The following is a 21666-nucleotide window of genomic DNA, read 5'->3' on the forward strand; positions in this document are numbered from 1 at the left end:
ACTCCCTACAGCATTAAAATTCTGGTAAAATTAATTCACGCTAAAATGGCGAACGATAGAATAGGAGATTACATGATAAAAAAAGGACTTTCACTATCCGTTACCCTCCTCTGCTTATTCTTCCTTGCTTCATGTTCAAATGATGGGTACCAGGATGCTTTGGACAAGGGGATTGAATATCTAGGAAAACGGGATTACCATCAGGCAGCCATCCAATTCGAATTGGCCTTAAAGGAGAAAAAAAGGGATGAGGATGCCTCCGCTTATCTAGATCAGGCAAATCATATGGATACGGCAGTCACTGCATATGAAGAAAAAGAATTTGATACTTCCCTTGAATCTCTAAATGCCGTCATTACGAATAAAAGCACGTTGAACACGTTGCAGACCGAAGCTAAAAAACTAAAAGAGGAAATCCTTGCTGATCAGGAAACAACTTCTTCGTTTGAAGACACGATGAAGATTGTGAAGGAACTTATCGCAAAAGAAAGTTACAGTTTAGCACAAAAGAAATTACAACTTTTAGAAAAAAGCTTCGAGTCGGATGAATTGCTATCAAGCTATCAATCTGAGTTGACTAAACTTACGGAACAAGTCGATCTTGCCCTGAAAGACCAGGAAGAAACGCAACCAGAAGAAAAGAAAGTAAAGAAAACTGAAGATAAGAAAACCGTAGAAAAAGCCGACGGTCAAAAAACTGCGTACCAACTATATCAAAATGGCCGTTATGGGTTCTCCATGTACTATCCCAAAGGCTTAAATATGGACACCCCGCCAACCAATGGTGATGGAGCCAGGTTCTATAATGAGGAATTTGAAATTACCGCCTTTGCTAGCCATACGAATATAATCAACGATGAAGAAACGATTGAAATGTATTATGAAGATGCTTTGAAAAATATCACAGAAGAAATCGCCTATCAGCGACTTACGGACGATTGGTATGTCATTTCCTACGAAGAAAATGGGAACGTTATCTATAAGAGGTACTACTTTAATGATCAAGTGGGCACTACCTTTATCATTAGCTATCCCGCTAGCGAACAGGAAAAGTACGGTCCAATCACTTCTCATATCGCAGAGACCTTCACCCCATCCACCAACTCATAACGGGGTGAGGACGAGGCCATGAGAATGAAAATGAATCAGGGCCAACATCAGTACCGGGGAGATTCTAGATTGAAAGGTTACATTCCCTTTGAAAATAGCCGCACCATCAAAAGAAGCAGCCAGGTCCCTTTGCCTGGCTGCTTCTTTCATTTACCCTCGTATTATTCAAAATGCAAGGTATAGTCTTCTGCTTTAATCCATTTTAATTTCTTTGAGAAAACGTAGATTAGTACAAGGTTCAACACAATCGGAAGAATGAAGAAAATGATGACCATGATGGATATGTTACTGAAAATCCATCCGCCTTCCGCCAGTTTCATGTAGTTCAAGGGACCGACCAATCCCGATAAACCAAATCCAGCACTATATGGGGTCCCTTGTATGTTTAACAAACCTGCCAACGCACCAAGAATAGCTGACGTGATTAACATGGGAAACGCAATTTTCGGTTTCATGAAGAAATTCCTCATTTGAATCTTAGGGGAACCCAACACATGGGCTAAAGCCGTCCCTAATGAATTCGCTTTGTAGCTTGCAATGGCTAGGCCAACACCAGCTGCCACGATGCCTAGGTTGGCCGCACCAGATCCTATCCCTGAGAGCATAATGACCGTCGCTACCCCAACCGTTGAAATGGGCGATAAGATAATAAGACAGAAGATAACGGAAATAATGGCTCCCATCAAAATGGGTTGCAAGGACGTCACGTTAGCGATGCCGACTCCTAATAGTCCCGTAGCGGATTTTACGTATGGCAGAATGAAGTATCCAATCATGCCTGGTACCAAGATACTTAAAGTCGGCATCAAGAGAATCGCATACGCCTTTAATTTGTCGCCAATTAATTGCAGGAACAATACCGTCAATGCCGCGGTAATTCCGGTATTGATGACAACGCCAATCCCATTAAGGGCAAATAAACCGTCAGCCGTTTTCTGGATGGCACCACTTCCGACCATGGCCGCTATCCCGATACTGGCCGTTTGAATGGATGGTAGCTTGAACGAAATCCCGACCATCACCCCAATCATGACAGGTAACAAACTCATCACGAAAACGGTGATATCGAATATATGCTGTAACACGGGAAAATGTGGAATCAATAGTTTAAGTATTTCCCCTAACAAAGCATTCGGAATTAATGAAACGACAATCCCTATGCTCATCCCCGTTAATAATTTATTAAAAAAATCTTTCATCTAAATAATCCCCTATCTCGCTATAATGTACACAATTATAAGAAATATTCTGACAATAGTCAAAGGATTTTTTTTAATACTTCACCGCGAAAGTGTATAAAAGTATTTTGAATAAGAGAAACTTACTTTCTAATAACGCATATATTCTAAATTATCTGTTTTCTATTGACCTTTACTAATACTACCTGTATAGTCGTAATTAATTGAATAGTTCATATTCTTATCCAGAGAGGTGGAGGGACTGGCCCTTTGATACCTCAGCAACAGACTTTACTGTACTGTGCTAATTCCAGAAGTGTTCAACTTGAAGATAAGAAGAGAATATAAGCATTGCTGATTATACCTCTTCTTTTTTTGAAAGAAGAGGTTTTTATATTTTAATAAGGAAAGTAGGAATCTACCATGTCTATCACTTTAACGAAAGCTCCATTCAAAGCCGATCACGTAGGAAGTCTATTAAGACCAGAAAGTGTACATCTGGCAAGAAAGCAACATAAAGAAGGAATCATTACCGCCGAACAATTACGTGAGGTTGAAACGAAGGAAATCAAGCGTATCGTCGATAAGCAAATAGAAATCGGTTTAGAGGCAGTGACTGATGGGGAATTCAGACGCACCTGGTGGCACTTTGACTTCTTGGAACATTTAAATGGAATCGAAGGGTATGTCACGGAAAAAGGCCTCACCTTTGATGGAATTGAAACAGAACGTTATAACGTTCGGAATACAGGAAAGATTTCTTTCAACCCCGATCACCCCTTTATTAAAGACTTTATTGAGTTTAATGAAATCGTGGACGGACGGGCTGTGGCGAAACAAACCATCCCTAGTCCCAATCAATTATTTGCGGTAGGTGTCCATAATGAAGAAATCTATCCTGACATCGAAGACTATGCAAAAGACATCATCAAAGCCTATCAAGATGCTTTACAAGCCTTTTACGATGCCGGTGTACGTTACTTACAATTAGATGATGTATACATAGCCAGACTTTCCGCTCCGGATTTCCAGTTCAAAGGAGGAAAATATACAAGAGAACAATTAATCGACCTAGCCTTGCGCGTGATTAATGGTACGTTAGAGGGGAAACCAGAGGATTTGGTTGTCACGACTCACCTTTGTCGTGGGAATTACCAATCGACTTGGGCTTTTGAAGGCAGCTATGCCCGTATCGCACCAACTCTATTGGCCAAGGAAAATGTAGATGGATTCTTCTTGGAATACGATGATAATCGTTCTGGGGATTTTAAGCCATTAGAACACATTCCAAATGACGGTGCACAAGTTGTCCTTGGCGTGGTCACTTCGAAGAATGGCGAACTTGAAGATAAAGAAACCGTTAAATCACGTATTAAAGAAGCGGCACAATTCGTGCCACATGAACAATTATGCTTAAGCCCTCAATGCGGATTCGCTTCCACACATCTTGGCAACAAGCTAACGGAAGAGCAGCAATGGGAAAAGTTAAAATTCGTCGTGGATGTCGCCAAAGAAGTCTGGGGATAAGAACAAAAAGGGACGAGCCTATGCTCGTCCCTTATTCAGCAACATCGATCGTCCTCATCCTCTTTCTTCCCCACTACATCATCTGTCACCTTATCATCGAGCTGGTTCTTCAATGTCAATTCTGCGGCCTTTCCATCACTTGGCGACCCATCGGAAAAATACATCGGAAATAAGGAAAAGAACATGATATAAAAAGAGAAATATATGAATTGGTACCAGAGGACCGACTTCTCCAAGATTCCCTGATAAACCAAACTATATATCAACAACATGCTAATTAGGTTAAAGAGGGCTCCCCCTAAGTAAATCAAACTATTCGTGAACTTATTATCATATTTTAATCCCTTGAACTCACAATGCCCATTCCAAAAGTAGTATTTTCTCACTTCTATATTGCAAAAGGAGAAAATCTTATCTCCACATCCGATCTTGATTTTTTTCTCCGTACCGCCAAATAGTGTGACAAAGAATAGATGCCCACCTAAATGAATGAGCGTGACAACCGGTAAAATCAGAAAAAAGGAAAAGAGAAATTTAGTGATATCAGACAAACCGAACATGCCAATCATCCTCCTTATTTGAGCTTGGTGTATACAGACAAGTCCTTATTCGAAGGATGATACTCTCTTACCCGGTGTGGATACGTTATAACTAGTAAATATTCACATGTCTTAAGGGACTCCCCCTTTAACCCACAAAAAAACCGGCAGATCATCTGCCGGTCCATCCGTTGCTATCGCTCCAATTCAAGAGTGCCAAAGACCTCATCATTACTTTGTCCCGGCTTCATCCCAACATGTTTATACTCTGGAGTGAAGACCGATGTTTTGATGGGACAAGCCATCTGCCTCTGCATCTTTCCTTCTCCATCAGGCACTTCGACTATCATGCCGCGCGCTTGCAGTTGCGGGTGATTGGTCGCTTCAGAAAAAGTCAGCACCGGTTCGACACAAGCCTCGAAATCTTCGAATATGCCCTGCCATTCTTCAAATGTCTTTTCAAGAAATGCATGCTTGATGATCCTTTTGAATTGGATGCTGCTTTCCGCATCTTGCTTCATGCTTAACTCGAACAGTTCAGGCTGTCCGATTGCTTCACATAACACTTCACGGAATGATGGCTCCAAGCTTCCAACCGAGAAGTAACGGCCGTCTTTCGTTTCATAAAAATCATAAAATGTTCCGCCATTCAATACCAATTTTTCCGGTTCAAGCTCCAATCCACCCTGTAAATGTAGGGGGGCAGATATCGCATTCAAAGCAAAGCTGCAATCGGTCATGCTAATATCGATGAACTGACCTTCACCCGTCCGCTCCCGGTAGATGACTGCCGACAAAATCCCGATGACAGCGTGCATGGAGCCTCCTGCAAGGTCGGCTATTTGTGTTCCATTTTTTGCAGGTCCTCCTTTTTGCGTACCTGAGTAACCGGACAATCCCGCTATCGAAATATAGTTGATATCATGACCTGGACGATTCTTGTAGGGACCAGTCTGACCAAAGCCAGTAAGCGAACAGTAAATCAACTTTGGATTGATTTGTTTTAATTCTTCGTATCCCAGCCCCAACCGATCCATGACACCCGGCCGGAACTGTTCAAGGACAATATCATATTCCTTCACTAGATTCTTTACGGCATCAATCGACTCCTGCCGTTTCAAATCAAGGGCAACCGATTTTTTTGAACGGTTCAAATATTGATCGACTCCCCATGTATCAACCTTGGCCGGCCGTTCTACCTTCAACACTTCCGCTCCTAAGTCTGCAAGCATGAGCGTAGCGAATGGCCCTGGCAAAAGTGTCGAAAAGTCTAGCACTTTCAGATTGGTCAACAGTGTCATCGTTCATGCACCTTCCTTTTCTACCAAATGGATGCATTCTTCCTCAGTTGGGATTTCTATCTTTTATACTCATTCTTCTTCCACCCTTTCGTTTCCTGCAAAACAACATTCACATCCAATTCAATGCGACTAACATTGGTACATGTTCAATTTAAAATAATAAAATAACCGGAACCATGTCTGTGAACATGGTCCGGAAGTTTTCAGTCATACTTTTCATCAAAATTAATTTCTACTTCTTCGAGCTTAACGAATCTCGTTTTCCTAATCAGTTTATACCCAAACCAGAGGGCGAGAAAAAGAGGGATTCCTAAGTACGCCGCCACCACACTTCCCCAATCGATATGGTCCGAAAAGAACGCTTGGATATTTTGAGCCAAGATGACGACCATTCCAATCGTAATGGCAAATATCGTCCCGATTGGAAACCATAAAGCCTTGTACGGCAGCTTATCCAATGAATGCCCTTGTAACACATATGCCTTACGGAAGCGATAATGGCTTATGGAAATGCCCAGCCAGAAGATAAATCCCGTTATCCCGATCGCGTTCATTAGCCATAGATATACGGTGCCATCACCGAATATGGAAGCCAAAAAGGCAAGCATTCCGATGGAACATGTTAAGATCATACCCGCCACTGGGACACCTCGTTTGTTCAGTTTGGCAAAAATCCGGGGTGCTTGCCCGGCTTTAGCCATCGAATATAACATACGGGTAGAGGCATATAAGCTTGAATTCCCCGCAGATAATACCGCAGTTAAAATCACGGCGTTCATCAGGGAAGCCGCAAAGGCTACTCCCGCTTTCTCAAATATGAGCGTAAATGGGCTGACCATAACATTCTCGCCTTGTAAACTTGAATTCGTATAAGGGATAAGCAGCCCTATCACGAAAATCGCCAATATGTAAAAAAGGAGAATCCTCCAGAAGACGCTTTTAATGGCCTTCGGTATATTTTTAGCTGGATTTTCACTTTCCCCAGCTGCAACACCAACGATTTCCGTCCCCTGAAAAGAAAAACCTGCTGCTATGAAAACGATGAATACCCCCATGAACCCACCTGGAAAAGGAGCATCGTCCACTGTGAAATTTTTAAAGCCTACCGCTTCCCCTCCCATAATGCCTACAATCATGAGTAAGCCGACAATGATAAAAATGATGATGGCCGTAACTTTAATGAAAGAAAACCAATATTCCCCTTCACCATAGCCTTTGACAGAGAGATAGTTCAATAGAAAAATAAGCACTAAAAATGAGAAACTCCACAATAGTGATGGACTATCCGGAAACCAGAATTTCATGATGATGGTCGATGCGGCTAACTCAGCCGCTATAGTCATGGACCAGTTGAACCAATATGTCCAACCCAAGGCAAATCCAAAGGCAGGATCGACAAATTTCGTTCCATATGTACTAAATGATCCACTGGTTGGCATAAAGGCAGCTAGTTCCCCTAAGCTTGTCATGACAAAGTACACCATGGCCCCGACCAATGCGTAAGCAAGTAGAGCACCGCCTGGTCCCGCTGTATGTATGGCAGCCCCACTGCTAAGAAACAATCCTGTTCCGATGGCTCCTCCAATGGAAATCATCGTTAAGTGACGAGATTTCAACCCTCTGTTTAACGCCTGTTCTTTTTTCGGTGTTTCGACTGGATACTCAAAGACTTCCTCTTCGCGTTTTACTATCATATGTACATCCCCTTTTGCTTTTGCACGCAGTTCAGAAAATTCCCACTTTAGAAATTATACTACTTGAAAGTTCTGAATGGATTAATTATTCTATTTCTTTCAGCAATTTTCATGCCACTTTTCACTTGTCAGCAAAATCCTACATCTTCACCCAATAAAACCGCGATATAGACAAATTCCTTTGCACTTACGCCATATTTCTTTGTATTTTTGTGCCACGATATTTTGCACTTATTGGGGATTCTTCAAGAGGATAACGATTAATTTCCCTAAATTAGTTGCTTTTCTTCCTAATTGCTGTCAAGCTTATACAATCTGGACTATAAAAGAAAAGAACAAGTAGGTGACGAATATGATCGAAGTTAAAAATTCCACACTCAGTGATGGAGAGTTCAATAGAGGCGTTTTCGCAAAACGTGATATTAAAAAAGGTGAGCTGTTGCATGAAGCACCGGTTATCGCTTATCCAAATGAAGAGCATGTTCATATCGAGAAAACATTGCTAGCGGATTATGCGTTTGAGTATGGCATCAACCATACTTGCCTGCTTTTAGGATATGGCATGCTGTTTAACCACTCCTATACGCCGAATGCCACATATGACATAAACTTTGATCATCATACATTCGATTTCTTCGCTTATACCGATATTAAGGCGGGAGAAGAGATTACCATCAATTATAATGGTGAGGTCGATAACGAAGATCCATTATGGTTCAATAAAGAAGACAATGGTGAAGAAGCTGAGTAATTGATGACATAAAAGCGCCTGCCGTTTAAAAAACTTTCTCCAGTTTTTTAAAGGCAGGTGCTTTTTACGTAATTCGGGAAACCAAAAAAGCTCCATCAAGGATATGCTATCCCTTGATGGAGCTTTTTTTCATGCTACCTTAATTGATTGTTGAATTACTTGATTTTGATTTAGTGAAGGATTGGAGTTGGCTCTTTACCTTATCAATCATTTCAGGATTAGCGATTGATTTGATCTGGCTTATTGTTTTCTCACGCGTTTCTTTATTGCGCATTAAGTAAGCAGCTGCTCCCAATACGACGGTTCCAATCATTTTGTTTGATGGCATCTGAGTTTCCTCCTTATATTTTAGTATAGTATAGTATTTCCCTATAACCACTTCTTTAAACAAGGAGACCCAAACATCCATCCTTCAGGCGACCGGAAACGCATATAGATTGCGTAGAAACTTGTCTTCTAATTCGTGTGCTGGCAACGGTTTACTGAACATGTAACCCTGTACCTGGTTACACTCCATTTCTTTTAAAAAGTCAAATTGCGTTTGATATTCAACGCCTTCTGCCACAATATTCAGCTGCATATTTTTGGCCAGCCCAATGATGGACGCCACAATCGCTTCATCCGGTCCACCGGTTGCCAAGTTCCTGATAAACGATTGGTCGATTTTCAATGTATTGATGGGGTAATCCTTTAAGTAAGCAAAAGAACTATATCCGGTACCGAAGTCATCTATGGCGATCTTCACGCCAAGTTCCCTTAACCTTTCAAAGGTAAAGATGGCCCTATTCACATTGTTCATCGCCGTACTTTCAGTAATTTCCAACTCGAGATTCCTTCCATCTATATTCCATTTGTCCAACATGCATCTCAACTTTTCGATGAAATTCTCCTGCATGAATTGCCGCGTCGATATGTTGACGGCGATATGAATGGAATCGAATCCTTCTTTATGCCAGGCATGGAGTTGGGCACATGCCAAGTCGAGTATCTTTTCACCGAGTTGGATGATCAGCCCCGTTTCCTCAGCCAATGGAATGAACTCAGCTGGTGAGACGAATCCCAGCCTTGGATGATTCCAACGGACCAAAGCTTCTACACCTGATATTTTCTCAGTCTGTGTATCGATCTTTGGTTGAAAGTATAATAGAAATTCATTATCTTTATGAATCCCCATCCTCATTTCTTCTTCAATCAGGATTTTATCCAATCTACTTTCCATGGACTCTTTAAAGAACTTATACGATGAGTCTCCCGTTCCTTTTCCTAAGAACATCGCCAGATCCGCTCTTTTCAAAAGTTCTTCGATGTCCCCCCCATCCTGCGGGTAAGCTGATATCCCAATACATGTGGTTGTGTAGATGTCATGGTTATTGACCTTGATTGGTTCTACCAAAGATTCCAGTAACTTTTGGGCGGTGATTTCCACTTGTTCAAGCCCGGATATCTGCGGCAGGAATACCGCAAATTCATCCACCCCGATTCTAGCTAGGAGTTCTCCTGGTTCCAGGCAATCGTCAAACCGTTTGGCAATTTCTTTTATAAACCAATCACCTTGCCCATGTCCCAAGGTATCGTTAATGGTCTTGAATCGATCAATATCCATCAGGAGTAAAGCAGACATGCCTTCCACATTTTGCTCAATGAAGATATTTGCTTTTTCCTTAAAGGACCTTCGGTTTGGCAACCCTGTAAGTTCATCATGATAGGCCATATAATTGACTTTGGCCAAGGCCGCTTTCTGCTCGGTGATGTCCTTGGCAATTCCGTATACACCTTCGATTTCATTATCGACATATACCGGAACGGTCAAGACATTAAGAGCGACCATACTTTCATTTTTATGGATGGCCATAATTTCAAAAGAGCGAAGGGTCCCTTTTAACGTATCCATATAGTAGTTTTTGCTTTCCTGCCATTCCTCTTCAGATAAAAGATTTTCAATCGAAAAGCTTAGAATGTCCTCCGGTGTATAACCTAAAACCTTAAAAACCGCCGGGTTGACCATTTCCAGCTTGCCTTCCTTATTGATCCTGAAAATGATATCTGGATTGTGTGTCACAAGGGAATCGTACTTTTTCTGGGTTAGTAGCAACTCCTTGTTCTGTAGGGTGAGTTTCTTATCAAGGCGAATGAAAAAGAGGACAACTATCTGAATGAAAAGCATGGCACTTCCGATTCCGAGTGCCAGAAAGAGCGTTCCAACAGGAAGAGCTGAACTGGTTGGTGAAACCGTGTGATTGCTATGATACGTAGCAGCCGCCATTCCCGTATAGTGCGTGCCTGCAACCGCTATCCCGATGATATTTGCACTGATGATTTTTTCAACCAGCCTGGTAGCCTTTTGATGTTTATAGTGAAAGTTGATCTTTAAAGCCGCGACCGAAGCGGAACAAGCAATTAGTACGGAACAGATCACCAATAGCGGATCGTACTGAATGGACGCCGCCATACGCATCGAAGCCATTCCCGTGTAATGCATCGTAAGGATGGCCGTACTCAATGAGGCACCTCCAATGAATAACTGTTTCCGATTCATCGTTTCACGACTGACAAAGAACAAGGACATCCCTGAAGCAAAAATGGCGATCCCAACCGATATCAGAACCTTAAGATAATCATACGTAATTGTTTCATGGACCTGTAAAGCCAGCATCCCGATAAAATGCATCGACCATATACCTAGACCCATCGTAATCGCTCCACCTACCAGCCAATATTTCTTGGCTTTCTGTTTTGAATGGATGATTCTTCCCACAAGATCCAAAGCCGAATACGAAGCCAAGGTCACAATTATGAAGGACAAAATGACAAGCCCTATGTTATAGCTTCCATGTATGTGCAATTTTTTTCTCCCTCATCAAAAATTCCCGTTTCTAGTCATATATCGGACACATTTCAGCAATTTCAATCTCCACATCCATTAAATATACATATTTACCAAGCCAGTTCCTTCAAAAGACGAAAAAGAACCCGAACGACACCGTTCGGGTTCTACTTCTTGCCAATTCATTCAAGGCCCAGACCATTGATATAATCCACGCTTTCAGGACTTTTCACTACTTTTGCAGCTTGTTCTGGGTCAACGGTCGTTTGTTGAATGTTGTTCAGTTTGTAAGTCAGGACGCGCTTTGTTGATTCATCGATTCGTTCCATCGGGATTTCCCCTTTTTTAACGGCATCGATTATCCCGTTATACACCTCTAATTGGTGGGGATGTTCGTGACAAACCAAGACGATGTCCACGCCTGCAAGAATCGCTTCTTTGCCCATGTCCTTAAAGGAAAAGTAATTTTTCACGGCTCCCATTTCCATATCATCCGTGATGATGATTCCTTTGTAGCCAAGCTTCTCTCGTAGCAGGTCTTCGATAATGACCTTGGATAGGCTGGCAGGTTTTTCTTTATCATAAGCCGGATATTTTATATGCGTCACCATCATGAAAAACTTGTCATTATCCACTTCCTTGATGATTTCTTTAAACGGATAGATATCCGAGTTTTCCAGGTCAAGCTGGTTTGCTTCCACGGAAGAGGTCTCGACATGTGGATCAATCTCGCTACGGCCATTCCCCGGGAAGTGCTTCAGGGCTCCTGTAACGGATGCTTCATTCAACCCTTCAATCACTTTTTCCCCATATTGATGGACTTTTTTTGGGTCCGTTCCAAATGAACGGCTATCTTTCTTCGATAAATCCAAAACAGGGGCAAAGTTAAGGTTGATTCCCATCGACTCCAGCTCTCTACCATTCAATTTAGCCACCTGATATACTTCATCCGCAGTGGCCTTTTCCCCTAACTTCTGTTGCGAAGGGATAGGGGAAACCTGTTCCCTCATCCGGGTAATGGCCCCTCCTTCTTGATCGATGGCAACCATGAGTGGAAGCGAGAATCGGCTACCTTCTGCAGATTCCTGCAGGGAGTTGGATAACTCGGCCACTTGTTTAGGAGAACTCATATTACGGTCAAAGTAAATGATGCCGCCTATATGCTTTTCTTCGATGAACTCCTGAACCTCGGTGCTCTTTTCCGTACCAGAAAAGCCGATCATCATGAGCTGCCCGACTTTTTCTTCGAGCGTCATCTTTTCTAGCATTTTCTCCACTTTTTCATCGGTATTGGTCAATGCATTAATTTCCTTATCACTTGTATCCTCTTTATTTATCTTATTCTCTTGTACGGTTGTTTCCTCTTTTTTATTGGCTTCCTTGGTACCACGATTCTCTGTCTTTTCACTTGGAAGATTCGTATCCATATTCAACTGGATGAGTACGACCGTTAAAAATGAAAGAAGCGCAATGAAGAGGAGTCCAATGTATATATACCTTTTCTTCATTGGACTATCTTATCCACTAATTTAATTTCAGGGTCTGAAAGTTTCCAATCAGAAGATTCCTTCACCAGATGCCATTTGCCCTTCCATGTTTGGACAAGTGTCTCTCCATCTTTCCAATCTTCAGAGACCATTTCAAATGAGACAGTGGCCTTGTTATCATTCATTGATTCAACTTCTACATACGTCACTTCATCACTCATGTTATCCTTCATTCCTTCTTCCCAGCTGCTGAATTTATTTTTCCCTTTTCTGCCGGTACTGAATAAATCATAAGCTGATTCATAATCTCCGTTTGTAATCTCTTCATAATGTTCATTGACTACCGCTATTATATCTTCCTCTTCTGTTTCTTTTGCAGCAGCTGCTTGGTAAGCTCGTTCTTCAGCTTCCGCGATTTCCGTATCATCCACCCATAAATCTATTGAAGCATTTTTAACCGAGACCTCTTCGCTTTTCAAGGTCTTTCCTTGCACTTTTACTTCCGCATGAATCTTCATCTTCCCATCTAAAGACACCGGACCGAATGATTCTAGATCCTCGACGGTTTTGCCCGTGCTCGTTCCATTTACGAAAACGGTCGCTTCATCATAATTAGAGGTTAGATACACATCATCTCCCGTCAAATCCAAACCAACGGGAATCTTATGGCTGTCTTCCTCTAATGAATCAATTTTAACCTTATCAGTTACCGTTGTATATTCCCCTTTATAGGAGCCTTTAACCTCATGCTCAACCGGTAAGAATGGCCCGAATGTCCGCTCTTCTCCCTCTTTCAGTTCCCCCACGCCTTTCTCATTAATGGAAACGGAGGCATGTGGCTGATTTGTTGAGACCTTTATGTAAACTGGCTGAAAGCTAACACCATATTGCTTAATGATTCCCCATTTTTTCTTAACCTTTTGCAAGGTTAAAAAACCTTCACCTTTAGAACCTATTACATTATCATTTTCCAAGTATTGAGCCGTTTTTTTCAGATTTGACTTGGTTTCGGCTAGAAGATCAGGATTTTCATCGAAATATTGAATAAGCATCTTCGCATCCGCTTCTTCTACCTTCATCACATCCTGTCCACCATTCAAAATCTTCGCTACGTCCTTAGTATTGTTACTTTTAATGGCATCTTCAAATTGTTTAACTACTTTAGCCGGTTTATACATACTCTGTACTGTTATATAACCAGCAAATCCAACCATTAGCAATAGGATTACAGAAATGGAGAGAACCTTAGAACTTTTCGACTTAAAAAAAGAACCCGTTCTAGGACTTTTTATCCGTGTTTCAGCAATAGGATTCTGATTTTCTATAGTCGTTCCGCACTTAGTACAAAAGGCCTTATTCCCACTTATTTTTTCCCCACAATTATTACAATGCAATGTTTTCTCCCCTTTTTTCACTTAAAATATATGCTAAATTATAAAAATCGATTCATATTATCTCAATAATACTATATTATGTAACATGACAACGCAACAAATCTTATGAATTTAGACCTATCACTATCTAATTATACATATAACTTTTGAATTATTTGATAGCTTAGGAAAATATGAAGGAGTGGTAAATTTGAATGAATTGCAAGATAAGCTAGGAAGTGGACTCAATAAGATTCAGGATAGCTTACAAACGAACAAACAAAAGCTTCAAAACGCCCAAACGATTAACCAGTACAAAAGGAGCATACAAGAAACCGGTATGAAACGGAACGAAATACTTTTACAGTTAGGGGAGGAATTATATAAAAAATTACGTAGCAACGAGATCCATCCCACTGAAGAACTGACAAAAAAAATGACATCTTTAATGGAATTTGACCACGTCATATACAAGGCACAACAGTCTATTACTGAATTGAACTCTCAAAGTCAAACAGAGCATGCCTGTAGTTCATGTGGGTCTCCGGTCACCAGTGAAGATAAATTTTGTGGAGGCTGCGGAGCCAAAGTGGAGTTACCAAAATTGGATACTCAAATAGAAACATCTTCCTGTCCTTCATGTGAAGAACAAATCCCATTACATGCTGTCTTCTGCAACTGTTGCGGTTTAAAGACATCATGAATGAAATGAAAGGAGACGAGGATAGCTATGTTCTGTACAACATGCGGAGAATCTAATCCGGACTATAGCAACTATTGCTCACATGATGGGACTGCACTAGGAAATTCATCATCTCTGCAACAGTTACAATTAGTAAATAATGAAACGAACTTTTGTCCCGAATGTGGAGAAGGAACTAACAAGATTGATAATTACTGCAATTCTTGCGGAAACTCCCTACTTAAATTCGGCACAACAAAGATTTCCATGAACGAGAAAGTAACACCACGAATATTAAATTCAAGGACCTTCTCGTTTACTTCTCTATTATCTAAAGATACATTACGAAAAGCCCTTATACCTGCCATTGCAGCTTTTATTCTCATGCTTCTTTTAAATCTTTTAGTGTATACGACAAATACTAATTTTTATGAGGACATATTTGAAGAATCGTTTGGGTTCACCCCAGAGGAAGCTGCCGAAAACATGGCGGATGAGTCTGGCTTCAAATTCAAAGAACCTGGAGCTATATTCGGATTCTCAGATACGGTCATGATGTCTCATACACTTTCACCAAGTTATACGTTAGATATGGAAAGCAATAACTCATATGAAGATTATAAAGGGTCCGGCGAATTGAGCCTTTCCTTCACATATGTTTTATTCATTATAATTCCCTTATTATGCTTATTCTTAAGTGGCATTGTATACAGAAAGAAACATACTGATATCTCTATACAATCTTTCCTTTCAGGAGCCGTTGGAATAGCATTGATTTACAGCCTTTTGTTGACGTTCTTATCTCTATTCAGTGGTTTTGATTATAAAATCAAGCACTCTGAAAGCGGAGAAAGCTTGAATCTAGCCATAACAACTGCTTATCCATTCTTCCAAACCTTCTTTAAAGGTTTATTGTTTGGAATCGTCTTTAGCATGCTGGGGATGTTATTTAGTATTAACTACCGCCAAATAACCAAGCAACTTGAATCATTGATTCCTTATGGGAATGCCGTCCACCAAGGGTTTTCTGCATTTATCCGTGGTTTCGTTACACTTACCATTGTAATGGTCGCCATCCTTATCAGTAAAATGAATGATGCAAAAGAAATGCTCTCGGTCCTTGATGTACCTGGTGTTAGTCAACAAATTTTAGAAAAGACCACCTTGGCAGCCTGCTATCTAGGTGTGCAATTATCTTCCATCGTTTATAGTATGCTCCATTTCACCCCACTCTCCCTAAAAGGAGAAGGGGACGGAGAAAGTGGAGAAATTAGTTTCTCCGTATTCTCCGGCTTTAGCACGGATGGTGACGTTATGGAAGGAGGAGATCTTTCATATTTAGATTTATTTTTCAGTTTTACGAACATCGACCTTTACTTGAAGCTAGCGATGATCCTTCCTATCTTATTGCTGATATTTGCCGGTTATTCTATGGCTAAGTCCAAACAGTCTTCATTCGTATCACTGGCTGTACTAAGCCTTGTATATAGTCTATTCGTTAGCGCAATAGCATCTTTCTCGGCAATTTCGCTGAATGGTCTATTTGATATGGGGGATGGAGAAAATGCCATTACCTTCTCCCTCCGCGTCAGTGTTGTCCAGGTCTTTATCGGTAGCTTTATTCTTTCCTATATTGCTGGATTTGCCGGTAGCTATTTGAACAAGTTCTTTCCCGGTTCTCTAAAATAATTACTCTTCCTCTGTTCCCTCAAGGGACAGAGGTTTTTTGTATAAAGCCTAAGATATGTGCCCCATACTACAGTATGACCCAATAAAAAGGAGAAGACTTCATGGATGATAAGGTAAAAAAACTTGCTGGGAAAGCACAGGCCTCTCTGAGTCATGCTGTAGATTATATGAAGGAAAAGATAATAGAACTTACGGGAGGAACCTCCATCACAATTATGGAGCTCGCTCTTTATATTCAAAACCAACCGGAGACGAATCGAATCGACAAGGAGCTTTTAGGGAAGACCTATACCTTTTATTCTCTAAAGAAAGAAGGAGCGACCTACCATTTGGAAATGAAAAATGCCCACATCCTCCAGTTGGATGTCCACATCAAAAATCACGATATCATCTCCTATCGTTCCTATCGTGATCATTCTAAACTGTCCAGTCCCATTAAGATTCCTAATACCCTCTTGCCAGATTGAACGTCTTGAGTGGCCCTTTATAAAAAAGGGCCACTTTTTACTTTTTATTCCTCTTAAAACGAGACATATAGGAATAATATGGGTATATGATAGAGAGAGAATGAGCAGGAAAGGAGTCGATGGTATGAATGAAAAGTGGAATGGCGACCAAATGGCAGATGTAAAGGGGAAAACAGTTGTGATTACAGGGGCGAATAGCGGCCTTGGTTTTGAAACGGCTTTTGTATTAGCGGGGAAAGGAGCAGAAGTCATTCTTGCTGTCCGGAATGCTTCGAAAGGGGAAAAGGCGGTGGATCGAATCACGTCTGCCCATCCTAAGGCAAATGTCTCCGTGATGCCACTCGATTTAAGTGATTTGAGGAGCATTCATCAGTTTAGCGATTCATTCTTGGAGAACTACGATTCCTTATCCATTCTAATCAACAATGCAGGGGTCATGATTCCCCCTTATAGTCAAACGAAGGATGGGTTCGAGCTACAATTCGGAAGCAATCACCTTGGGCATTTTGCCTTGACCGGCCTATTGCTTCCCAAAATCCTTTCGACGCCAAAATCACGGGTCGTCACATTAAGCAGTTTAGCCGCCAATAACGGGAACATAGACTTCGATCACTTGGATGGGAAGGATCAATATAAACCAATGAGGTACTATGCCCAAAGCAAACTTGCCAATCTTCTCTTTTCCCGGGAATTGCAAAACAAGTTCGAACAGCACCAAGCAAACTCGATCAGTGTCGCCTGCCACCCTGGACTTTCCCATACGAACCTCATGTCACGCGGATCTGGCAAGCCCCTGAATAAGTTTGTCCACTACCTCTCCAAGACCTTCACCCAGCCCGCCAATATGGGTGCCCTTCCCACGCTTTACGCAGCAACGGAACCTACCTTACGAGGTGGGGAATATATTGGCCCCGATGGAAAAAAGGGCAGAAAGGGCTTCCCTAAAAAAGATCCCATCATCGACTCACTATATGACAAAGATACTTCTGAAAAGTTATGGGAGATTTCAGCATCCATGACAGGTGTACAGTATCCCTTCACTTTTGCCAATATAAACCGATCATGATGCTTCTCTATAGAACAGGAACCAGCTGTTCTTTTTTTTCGTCCTTTTTCATGAAAGATGCGTAATTTCCCTTTTAAGAGAGATACTATAAAAAAAATTAATGAGGGACAAGCATGCTTGAAAACGGAAAAATTACTTCCTATCAATTGGCACTGATTATTTACCCAACCATCTTTGCTACAGCCATTTTGACCGTGCCAAACATATCCCATTCATATGCGGGGCGAGATATGTGGATATCTCCTATCATTGGCTCATTGAATGGTTTTTTCACAGCTTATATCCTATACCAATTACATAAGATGTACCCGAATGAAACGATATTCGAATACAGCCGGCATATTATAGGCAAGTTTCCTTCAAAGGCCCTGACTTGTTTGTATGTTTTCTTTTTCCTTTACATGTCGGGCTTCATTTTAAGGGAGTATGCCGATTTCATCATCATTACATTTTTGCCGGAAACGCCAAGGGTCGTCATCATGGGTAGCCTGGTCTTGGTGTCTGCCTTCGCCGTTTCTGGCGGTGTATCGGTGCTGGGACGTGCTTCATCTCTTTTCATTCCCATATTCATCATCCCGATTCCATTCATTATGTTGATTCTTTTTCAGGACTACGATACGACCAGGATTTATCCGATATTGGAAAATGGTCTAAAGCCGCCACTATTAGGCGCCGCCGTTCCACAGGCTTGGTTCAGTGAAGTCTTTATCATTGCGGTACTTCTACCATTCCTTAGGGATCGAAAGCAGGGGATGAAATGGATCATCATCTCCATCATCGCCATTATGCTGAGCCTTATTTGCTTGAATCTAACTGCCTTGTTCCTTTTCGGTGATCTCACGAGCTACTACACATTTCCCGTATTCAAGGCGATTCGCTACATCAGTTTCATGAATTTCTTTGAGCACCTTGAAGCGGCGATCATACCAGGATGGATGCTTGGGGCATACATCAAGCTCACGGTGTTCTTCTATATCCTAGTTGTGGGTACAGCTCAGTGCCTGAATCTTCCTAGCTATAAACCGCTTATCCTACCGTTAGGATTCCTGGTTACATTATTTGGTTTTTGGGAGTTTTACAACTTACAGGGTCAGACCGAGTTCACTAGAACCGTCTTTCCTTTTTTGCTTCCCTTCATGTTGACACTGCTCCCGGTCCTGCTATTAGTAATAGCTAAATTGAAAAGACGTTTATACCAGAAGAAAGAAGTGCCGAATGGCTCTTCATCCCTAACTAAAAACTAGCCTGTAGAAAGGAGTAGGCCATGTCATGAACCAATCCGAACAAGAGAAAATAAAGCAGGACTTGCCGCTATTTAAGGATCTTCCCAAAAACCTTTCCTATTTACAAGCGACTTATTCCAATTGTTACGATGTGGTTTTTCGGACTTTTTGCATTGGGGGGCATACGGATGCCGCCCTCCTTTATATGGAAGGACTATCCGATACGAAACAAATTGAAAATAATGTGATGAATACGCTGATGGAAGAGTCCCTCTCATTTTCTGACATCCATGAAGCCGTGAAAGAAAGGCTTCAAGTTCTTGATACAAAAGAAATTCGTACGTTTGCCGAATGCATCACCTATCTTTCTACCGGCTACTCGATTCTCTTGGTACAAAAAATGGATTATGCCCTGGCACTGGGCCTTGTGAAAGTTGATAAGCGCCCGATTGAGGACCCCGAAGCTGAAAGTGTGGTACGTGGTCCCCGCGAAGGATTCATCGAATCCATACAAACCAACACATCTCTCATTCGCAGAAAAATCAGCTCCCCCACGCTTAAAATGGAATCAGTAAAAGTGGGGAGTTATACAAAAACGGAGGTTGTCATTGCCTATATAGAGGGTAAGGCTGATAAACAAGTATTGGAGACATTGAAAACCAGGATCAACGAGATTGAATTGGATGGTGTTCTGGAAACAGGATATATCGAGGGATCCATCAAGGACAATCCATATTCGCCTTTTCCACAATTGCTAACAACGGAAAGACCCGATGTTGTGGCTGCCAATTTACTGGAAGGACGTATCGTCATCCTAGTCGATGGGACACCTTTCGTTTTAATCGCCCCGGTCAGTTTCTATTCTTTTATCCAGTCACCGGAAGATTATTATTTTGGCTTTTTAATCGGTTCTTCTGTACGGCTATTACGCTACCTATTTATTTTTTTCTCGGTTACCCTCCCGTCCTTGTATGTCGCCATCCTGACTTTTCACCAGGAAATGATTCCGACCACCCTGTTAATTACCATTGCCTCATCACGGGAAGCCATACCATTTCCGGCATTCGTGGAAGCAATCCTGATGGAGGTCACCTTCGAGGCTCTAAGGGAAGCAGGACTCCGGCTTCCTAAACAAATCGGTGCAGCCGTCAGCATCGTCGGGGGGCTAGTTATCGGACAGGCCGCGGTTCAAGCCGGAATCGTTTCCGCTCCGATGGTCATCGTCGTTTCTCTTACAGGAATCGCCTCCTTTTTAGTGCCCCGCTATTCGCAGGGCATCGCCTTACGATTATTACGCTTCCCCATTATCCTCCTTGCCGGGACACTGGGATTATTCGGGCTGATGCTTGGGGTCATCACTATCGTCATTCATCTATGCAAGTTGACCTCCATTGGGGTACCTTACCTACCTCCTTTGAAGAATGGTTCATGGCAAGACGCACTATTCCGGGCACCTTGGCAATCTTTACAGAAGCGGAGGAGATTTTTTAATGAAGACAACCACCCCAATCAGAAAAACCTTAGGATGAGAGGAAAGGACTCCAAAGCATGAATACCATTCTTTCCAAGCCAATCAAAAAAGCCATTACAGTGACCATGCTATGCTTTTTCACTTGTACCCTATCTGGCTGTTGGGGTAGCAAAGAGCTTTCCAATATGGCTTTGGTCATGGCAGCGGGGATAGATATTACAGAAGAAGATCAAGTGCAAGTTACCATCCAGGTTTTCATTCCCCGGGCCGCCAGCAGTCAACAGCAAGGAGCCGGTCCTGGGACGGGTGGAGTCGAAAGCCTTGTCCTCGTTAAATCCGCAACAGGGGAAAATATGGCGGATGCCATGGTGAACCTGCAAAAGTTATTTTCTCGCCAGATTTTCTGGGGCCACTGTGATGCCTTTATTTTCGGAGAAAAATTTGCCCTTAAAGGCCATTTGAATGATCAGATTGATTTCATCAATCGCCATCCTCAACCCCGGGCACGTGGTGACTTATTTATCAGCAAGGGGCCGGCTTCCGAGATACTCGAATTGGTCCCCGCTCTAGAAAGTTATATGGGGGATGTTTTACAAAAATCATCGGAATTGTATATAAAAAAACCGATCACAGTCAAGGATTTCCAGCTGATGACCATCAGTGATTCCAAGGGCGGCATACTCCCCCTTCTTGAAATATCCAAGCCTGATCAACCAGAAAAAGCAACAGAGACCATTACCACGTTTTCTGGTGTCGCTATTTTCAAAGAGGATAAAATGGTAGGATCGATTAAAGAAGATGTCACGCAAGGTTTGCTATGGATCCGGAATCAAAATAAATTGGGAGCGATAACCACATCGACCCCAGATGGAAGGAAAATCTCGGTGCACCCACTTCGGCAATCGACAAAGCTGATTCCCAAGATTGAAAACGGAAAGTGGAGTGTAACGGTTGATGTGAACGTAGACGGTTTACTGGTTCAGAACGGCAGCAATCTGGATATCATGGAGGAATCTAGCTCGAAGCAGATTGAGACCTATTTACAGCATGAAATGGAACGAGATATAGAGGCTGCCATTATCGAGGTGAGGGATGGCATGGGGACGGATGCCTTCGGTATTGCTGAATCCTTTCATCAAAAGTATCCAGAAGAGTGGGAAAAGGTAAAAGACCATTGGAAGTATGTCTTCCCACAAGTCACAATAAACATGGATATCCATTTGAAAGTACAAGAACCAGGTTTGATGACGAAAACATTAGGAACGATAAAGAGAGGTGAGTAGG

Annotated in this window: 19 protein-coding genes and 1 riboswitch; of the genes, 10 read left to right on the forward strand and 9 right to left on the reverse strand. The window is 41.9% G+C overall.

From position 1 onward, the window contains the following. Positions 1–72 precede the first annotated feature (72 nt). Positions 73–1110 (forward strand): outer membrane protein assembly factor BamD, encoded by a 1038-nt coding sequence (locus tag ACIQXR_RS03605; protein WP_403079485.1) that lies wholly within the window; start codon positions 73–75, stop codon positions 1108–1110. Here ACIQXR_RS03605 and ACIQXR_RS03610 read toward each other — a convergent pair. Together ACIQXR_RS03610 and ACIQXR_RS03615 are read right to left on the reverse strand one after the other, a co-directional pair. Further along, positions 1105–1260, reverse strand: a complete 156-nt coding sequence (locus tag ACIQXR_RS03610) for a hypothetical protein (RefSeq protein ID WP_403079486.1) — start codon at positions 1258–1260, stop codon at positions 1105–1107. The genes ACIQXR_RS03605 and ACIQXR_RS03610 overlap by 6 nt on opposite strands. 11 nt (positions 1261–1271) lie before the next feature. Then, entirely contained in the window at positions 1272–2309 is a 1038-nt protein-coding gene (locus ACIQXR_RS03615) for a PTS sugar transporter subunit IIC (protein WP_403079488.1), read from the reverse strand. A gap of 217 nt (positions 2310–2526) precedes the next feature. Next, positions 2527–2626, forward strand: a riboswitch (SAM riboswitch). An 85-nt stretch (positions 2627–2711) separates the two neighbouring features. On the opposite strand from ACIQXR_RS03615, the gene ACIQXR_RS03620 reads away from it, so the two are divergent. Beyond that, positions 2712–3815, forward strand: a complete 1104-nt coding sequence (locus ACIQXR_RS03620; RefSeq protein ID WP_403079490.1) for a 5-methyltetrahydropteroyltriglutamate--homocysteine S-methyltransferase — start codon at positions 2712–2714, stop codon at positions 3813–3815. Positions 3816–3850: 35 nt separating this feature from the next. On the opposite strand, the gene ACIQXR_RS03625 is transcribed toward ACIQXR_RS03620, so the two are convergent. The 3 genes from ACIQXR_RS03625 to ACIQXR_RS03635 form a co-directional block, all read right to left on the reverse strand. After that, entirely contained in the window at positions 3851–4375 is a 525-nt protein-coding gene (locus ACIQXR_RS03625) for a hypothetical protein (protein WP_402876034.1), read from the reverse strand. 173 nt (positions 4376–4548) lie between these two features. Beyond that, entirely contained in the window at positions 4549–5655 is a 1107-nt protein-coding gene (locus ACIQXR_RS03630) for a CaiB/BaiF CoA transferase family protein (RefSeq protein WP_403079492.1), read from the reverse strand. Between the two features lie 203 nt (positions 5656–5858). Then, complete coding sequence (locus tag ACIQXR_RS03635) at positions 5859–7349, reverse strand: amino acid permease (RefSeq protein WP_402871283.1); 1491 nt, start codon at positions 7347–7349, stop codon at positions 5859–5861. Positions 7350–7701: 352 nt separating this feature from the next. Here ACIQXR_RS03635 and ACIQXR_RS03640 point away from each other — a divergent pair, with 352 nt between their 5' ends. Beyond that, on the forward strand, positions 7702–8100 hold the full coding sequence (locus ACIQXR_RS03640) for an SET domain-containing protein (protein WP_402871281.1): 399 nt from the start codon (positions 7702–7704) through the stop codon (positions 8098–8100). 139 nt (positions 8101–8239) lie between these two features. Here the strand turns inward: ACIQXR_RS03640 and ACIQXR_RS03645 are convergent, their stop codons facing one another. The 4 genes from ACIQXR_RS03645 to ACIQXR_RS03660 all read right to left on the reverse strand — a co-directional run bounded on the left by ACIQXR_RS03645 (position 8240) and on the right by ACIQXR_RS03660 (position 13805). Beyond that, complete coding sequence (locus ACIQXR_RS03645; protein ID WP_402871278.1) at positions 8240–8428, reverse strand: hypothetical protein; 189 nt, start codon at positions 8426–8428, stop codon at positions 8240–8242. Positions 8429–8512: 84 nt separating this feature from the next. Then, positions 8513–10903 (reverse strand): bifunctional diguanylate cyclase/phosphodiesterase, encoded by a 2391-nt coding sequence (locus ACIQXR_RS03650; protein WP_403079494.1) that lies wholly within the window; start codon positions 10901–10903, stop codon positions 8513–8515. A 203-nt stretch (positions 10904–11106) separates the two neighbouring features. Continuing rightward, positions 11107–12432 (reverse strand): beta-N-acetylhexosaminidase, encoded by a 1326-nt coding sequence (gene nagZ / locus ACIQXR_RS03655; RefSeq protein ID WP_403079497.1) that lies wholly within the window; start codon positions 12430–12432, stop codon positions 11107–11109. After that, positions 12429–13805 (reverse strand): zinc ribbon domain-containing protein, encoded by a 1377-nt coding sequence (locus ACIQXR_RS03660; RefSeq protein ID WP_402989857.1) that lies wholly within the window; start codon positions 13803–13805, stop codon positions 12429–12431. Before ACIQXR_RS03660 ends, nagZ begins: the two co-directional genes overlap by 4 nt. A 190-nt stretch (positions 13806–13995) precedes the next feature. On the opposite strand from ACIQXR_RS03660, the gene ACIQXR_RS03665 reads away from it, so the two are divergent. The 7 genes from ACIQXR_RS03665 (at position 13996) to ACIQXR_RS03695 (ending at position 21665) form a co-directional block, all read left to right on the forward strand. Further along, the gene (locus tag ACIQXR_RS03665; protein WP_402989860.1) at positions 13996–14487 is read left to right on the forward strand and encodes a zinc ribbon domain-containing protein; all 492 of its coding nucleotides are present in this window, start codon (positions 13996–13998) and stop codon (positions 14485–14487) included. 27 nt (positions 14488–14514) lie between these two features. Then, the gene (locus ACIQXR_RS03670; protein WP_403079499.1) at positions 14515–16155 is read left to right on the forward strand and encodes a zinc ribbon domain-containing protein; all 1641 of its coding nucleotides are present in this window, start codon (positions 14515–14517) and stop codon (positions 16153–16155) included. Positions 16156–16256: 101 nt separating this feature from the next. Next, a complete protein-coding gene (locus ACIQXR_RS03675; RefSeq protein ID WP_403079501.1) occupies positions 16257–16622 on the forward strand; it encodes a hypothetical protein in 366 nt (121 codons plus the stop codon). 124 nt (positions 16623–16746) lie between these two features. Beyond that, entirely contained in the window at positions 16747–17688 is a 942-nt protein-coding gene (locus ACIQXR_RS03680) for an oxidoreductase (RefSeq protein ID WP_403079503.1), read from the forward strand. 113 nt (positions 17689–17801) lie between these two features. Next, the gene (locus ACIQXR_RS03685) at positions 17802–18932 is read left to right on the forward strand and encodes a GerAB/ArcD/ProY family transporter (protein WP_402954184.1); all 1131 of its coding nucleotides are present in this window, start codon (positions 17802–17804) and stop codon (positions 18930–18932) included. 25 nt (positions 18933–18957) lie between these two features. After that, positions 18958–20463 (forward strand): spore germination protein, encoded by a 1506-nt coding sequence (locus tag ACIQXR_RS03690; RefSeq protein ID WP_403079505.1) that lies wholly within the window; start codon positions 18958–18960, stop codon positions 20461–20463. Further along, a complete protein-coding gene (locus tag ACIQXR_RS03695) occupies positions 20460–21665 on the forward strand; it encodes a Ger(x)C family spore germination protein (RefSeq protein ID WP_403079507.1) in 1206 nt (401 codons plus the stop codon). The genes ACIQXR_RS03690 and ACIQXR_RS03695 overlap by 4 nt, the downstream gene beginning before the upstream one ends. Position 21666: the final 1 nt, after the last annotated feature.

The organism is Peribacillus sp. NPDC097224, from assembly GCF_044761985.1.
Classification (GTDB): domain Bacteria; phylum Bacillota; class Bacilli; order Bacillales; family DSM-1321; genus Peribacillus.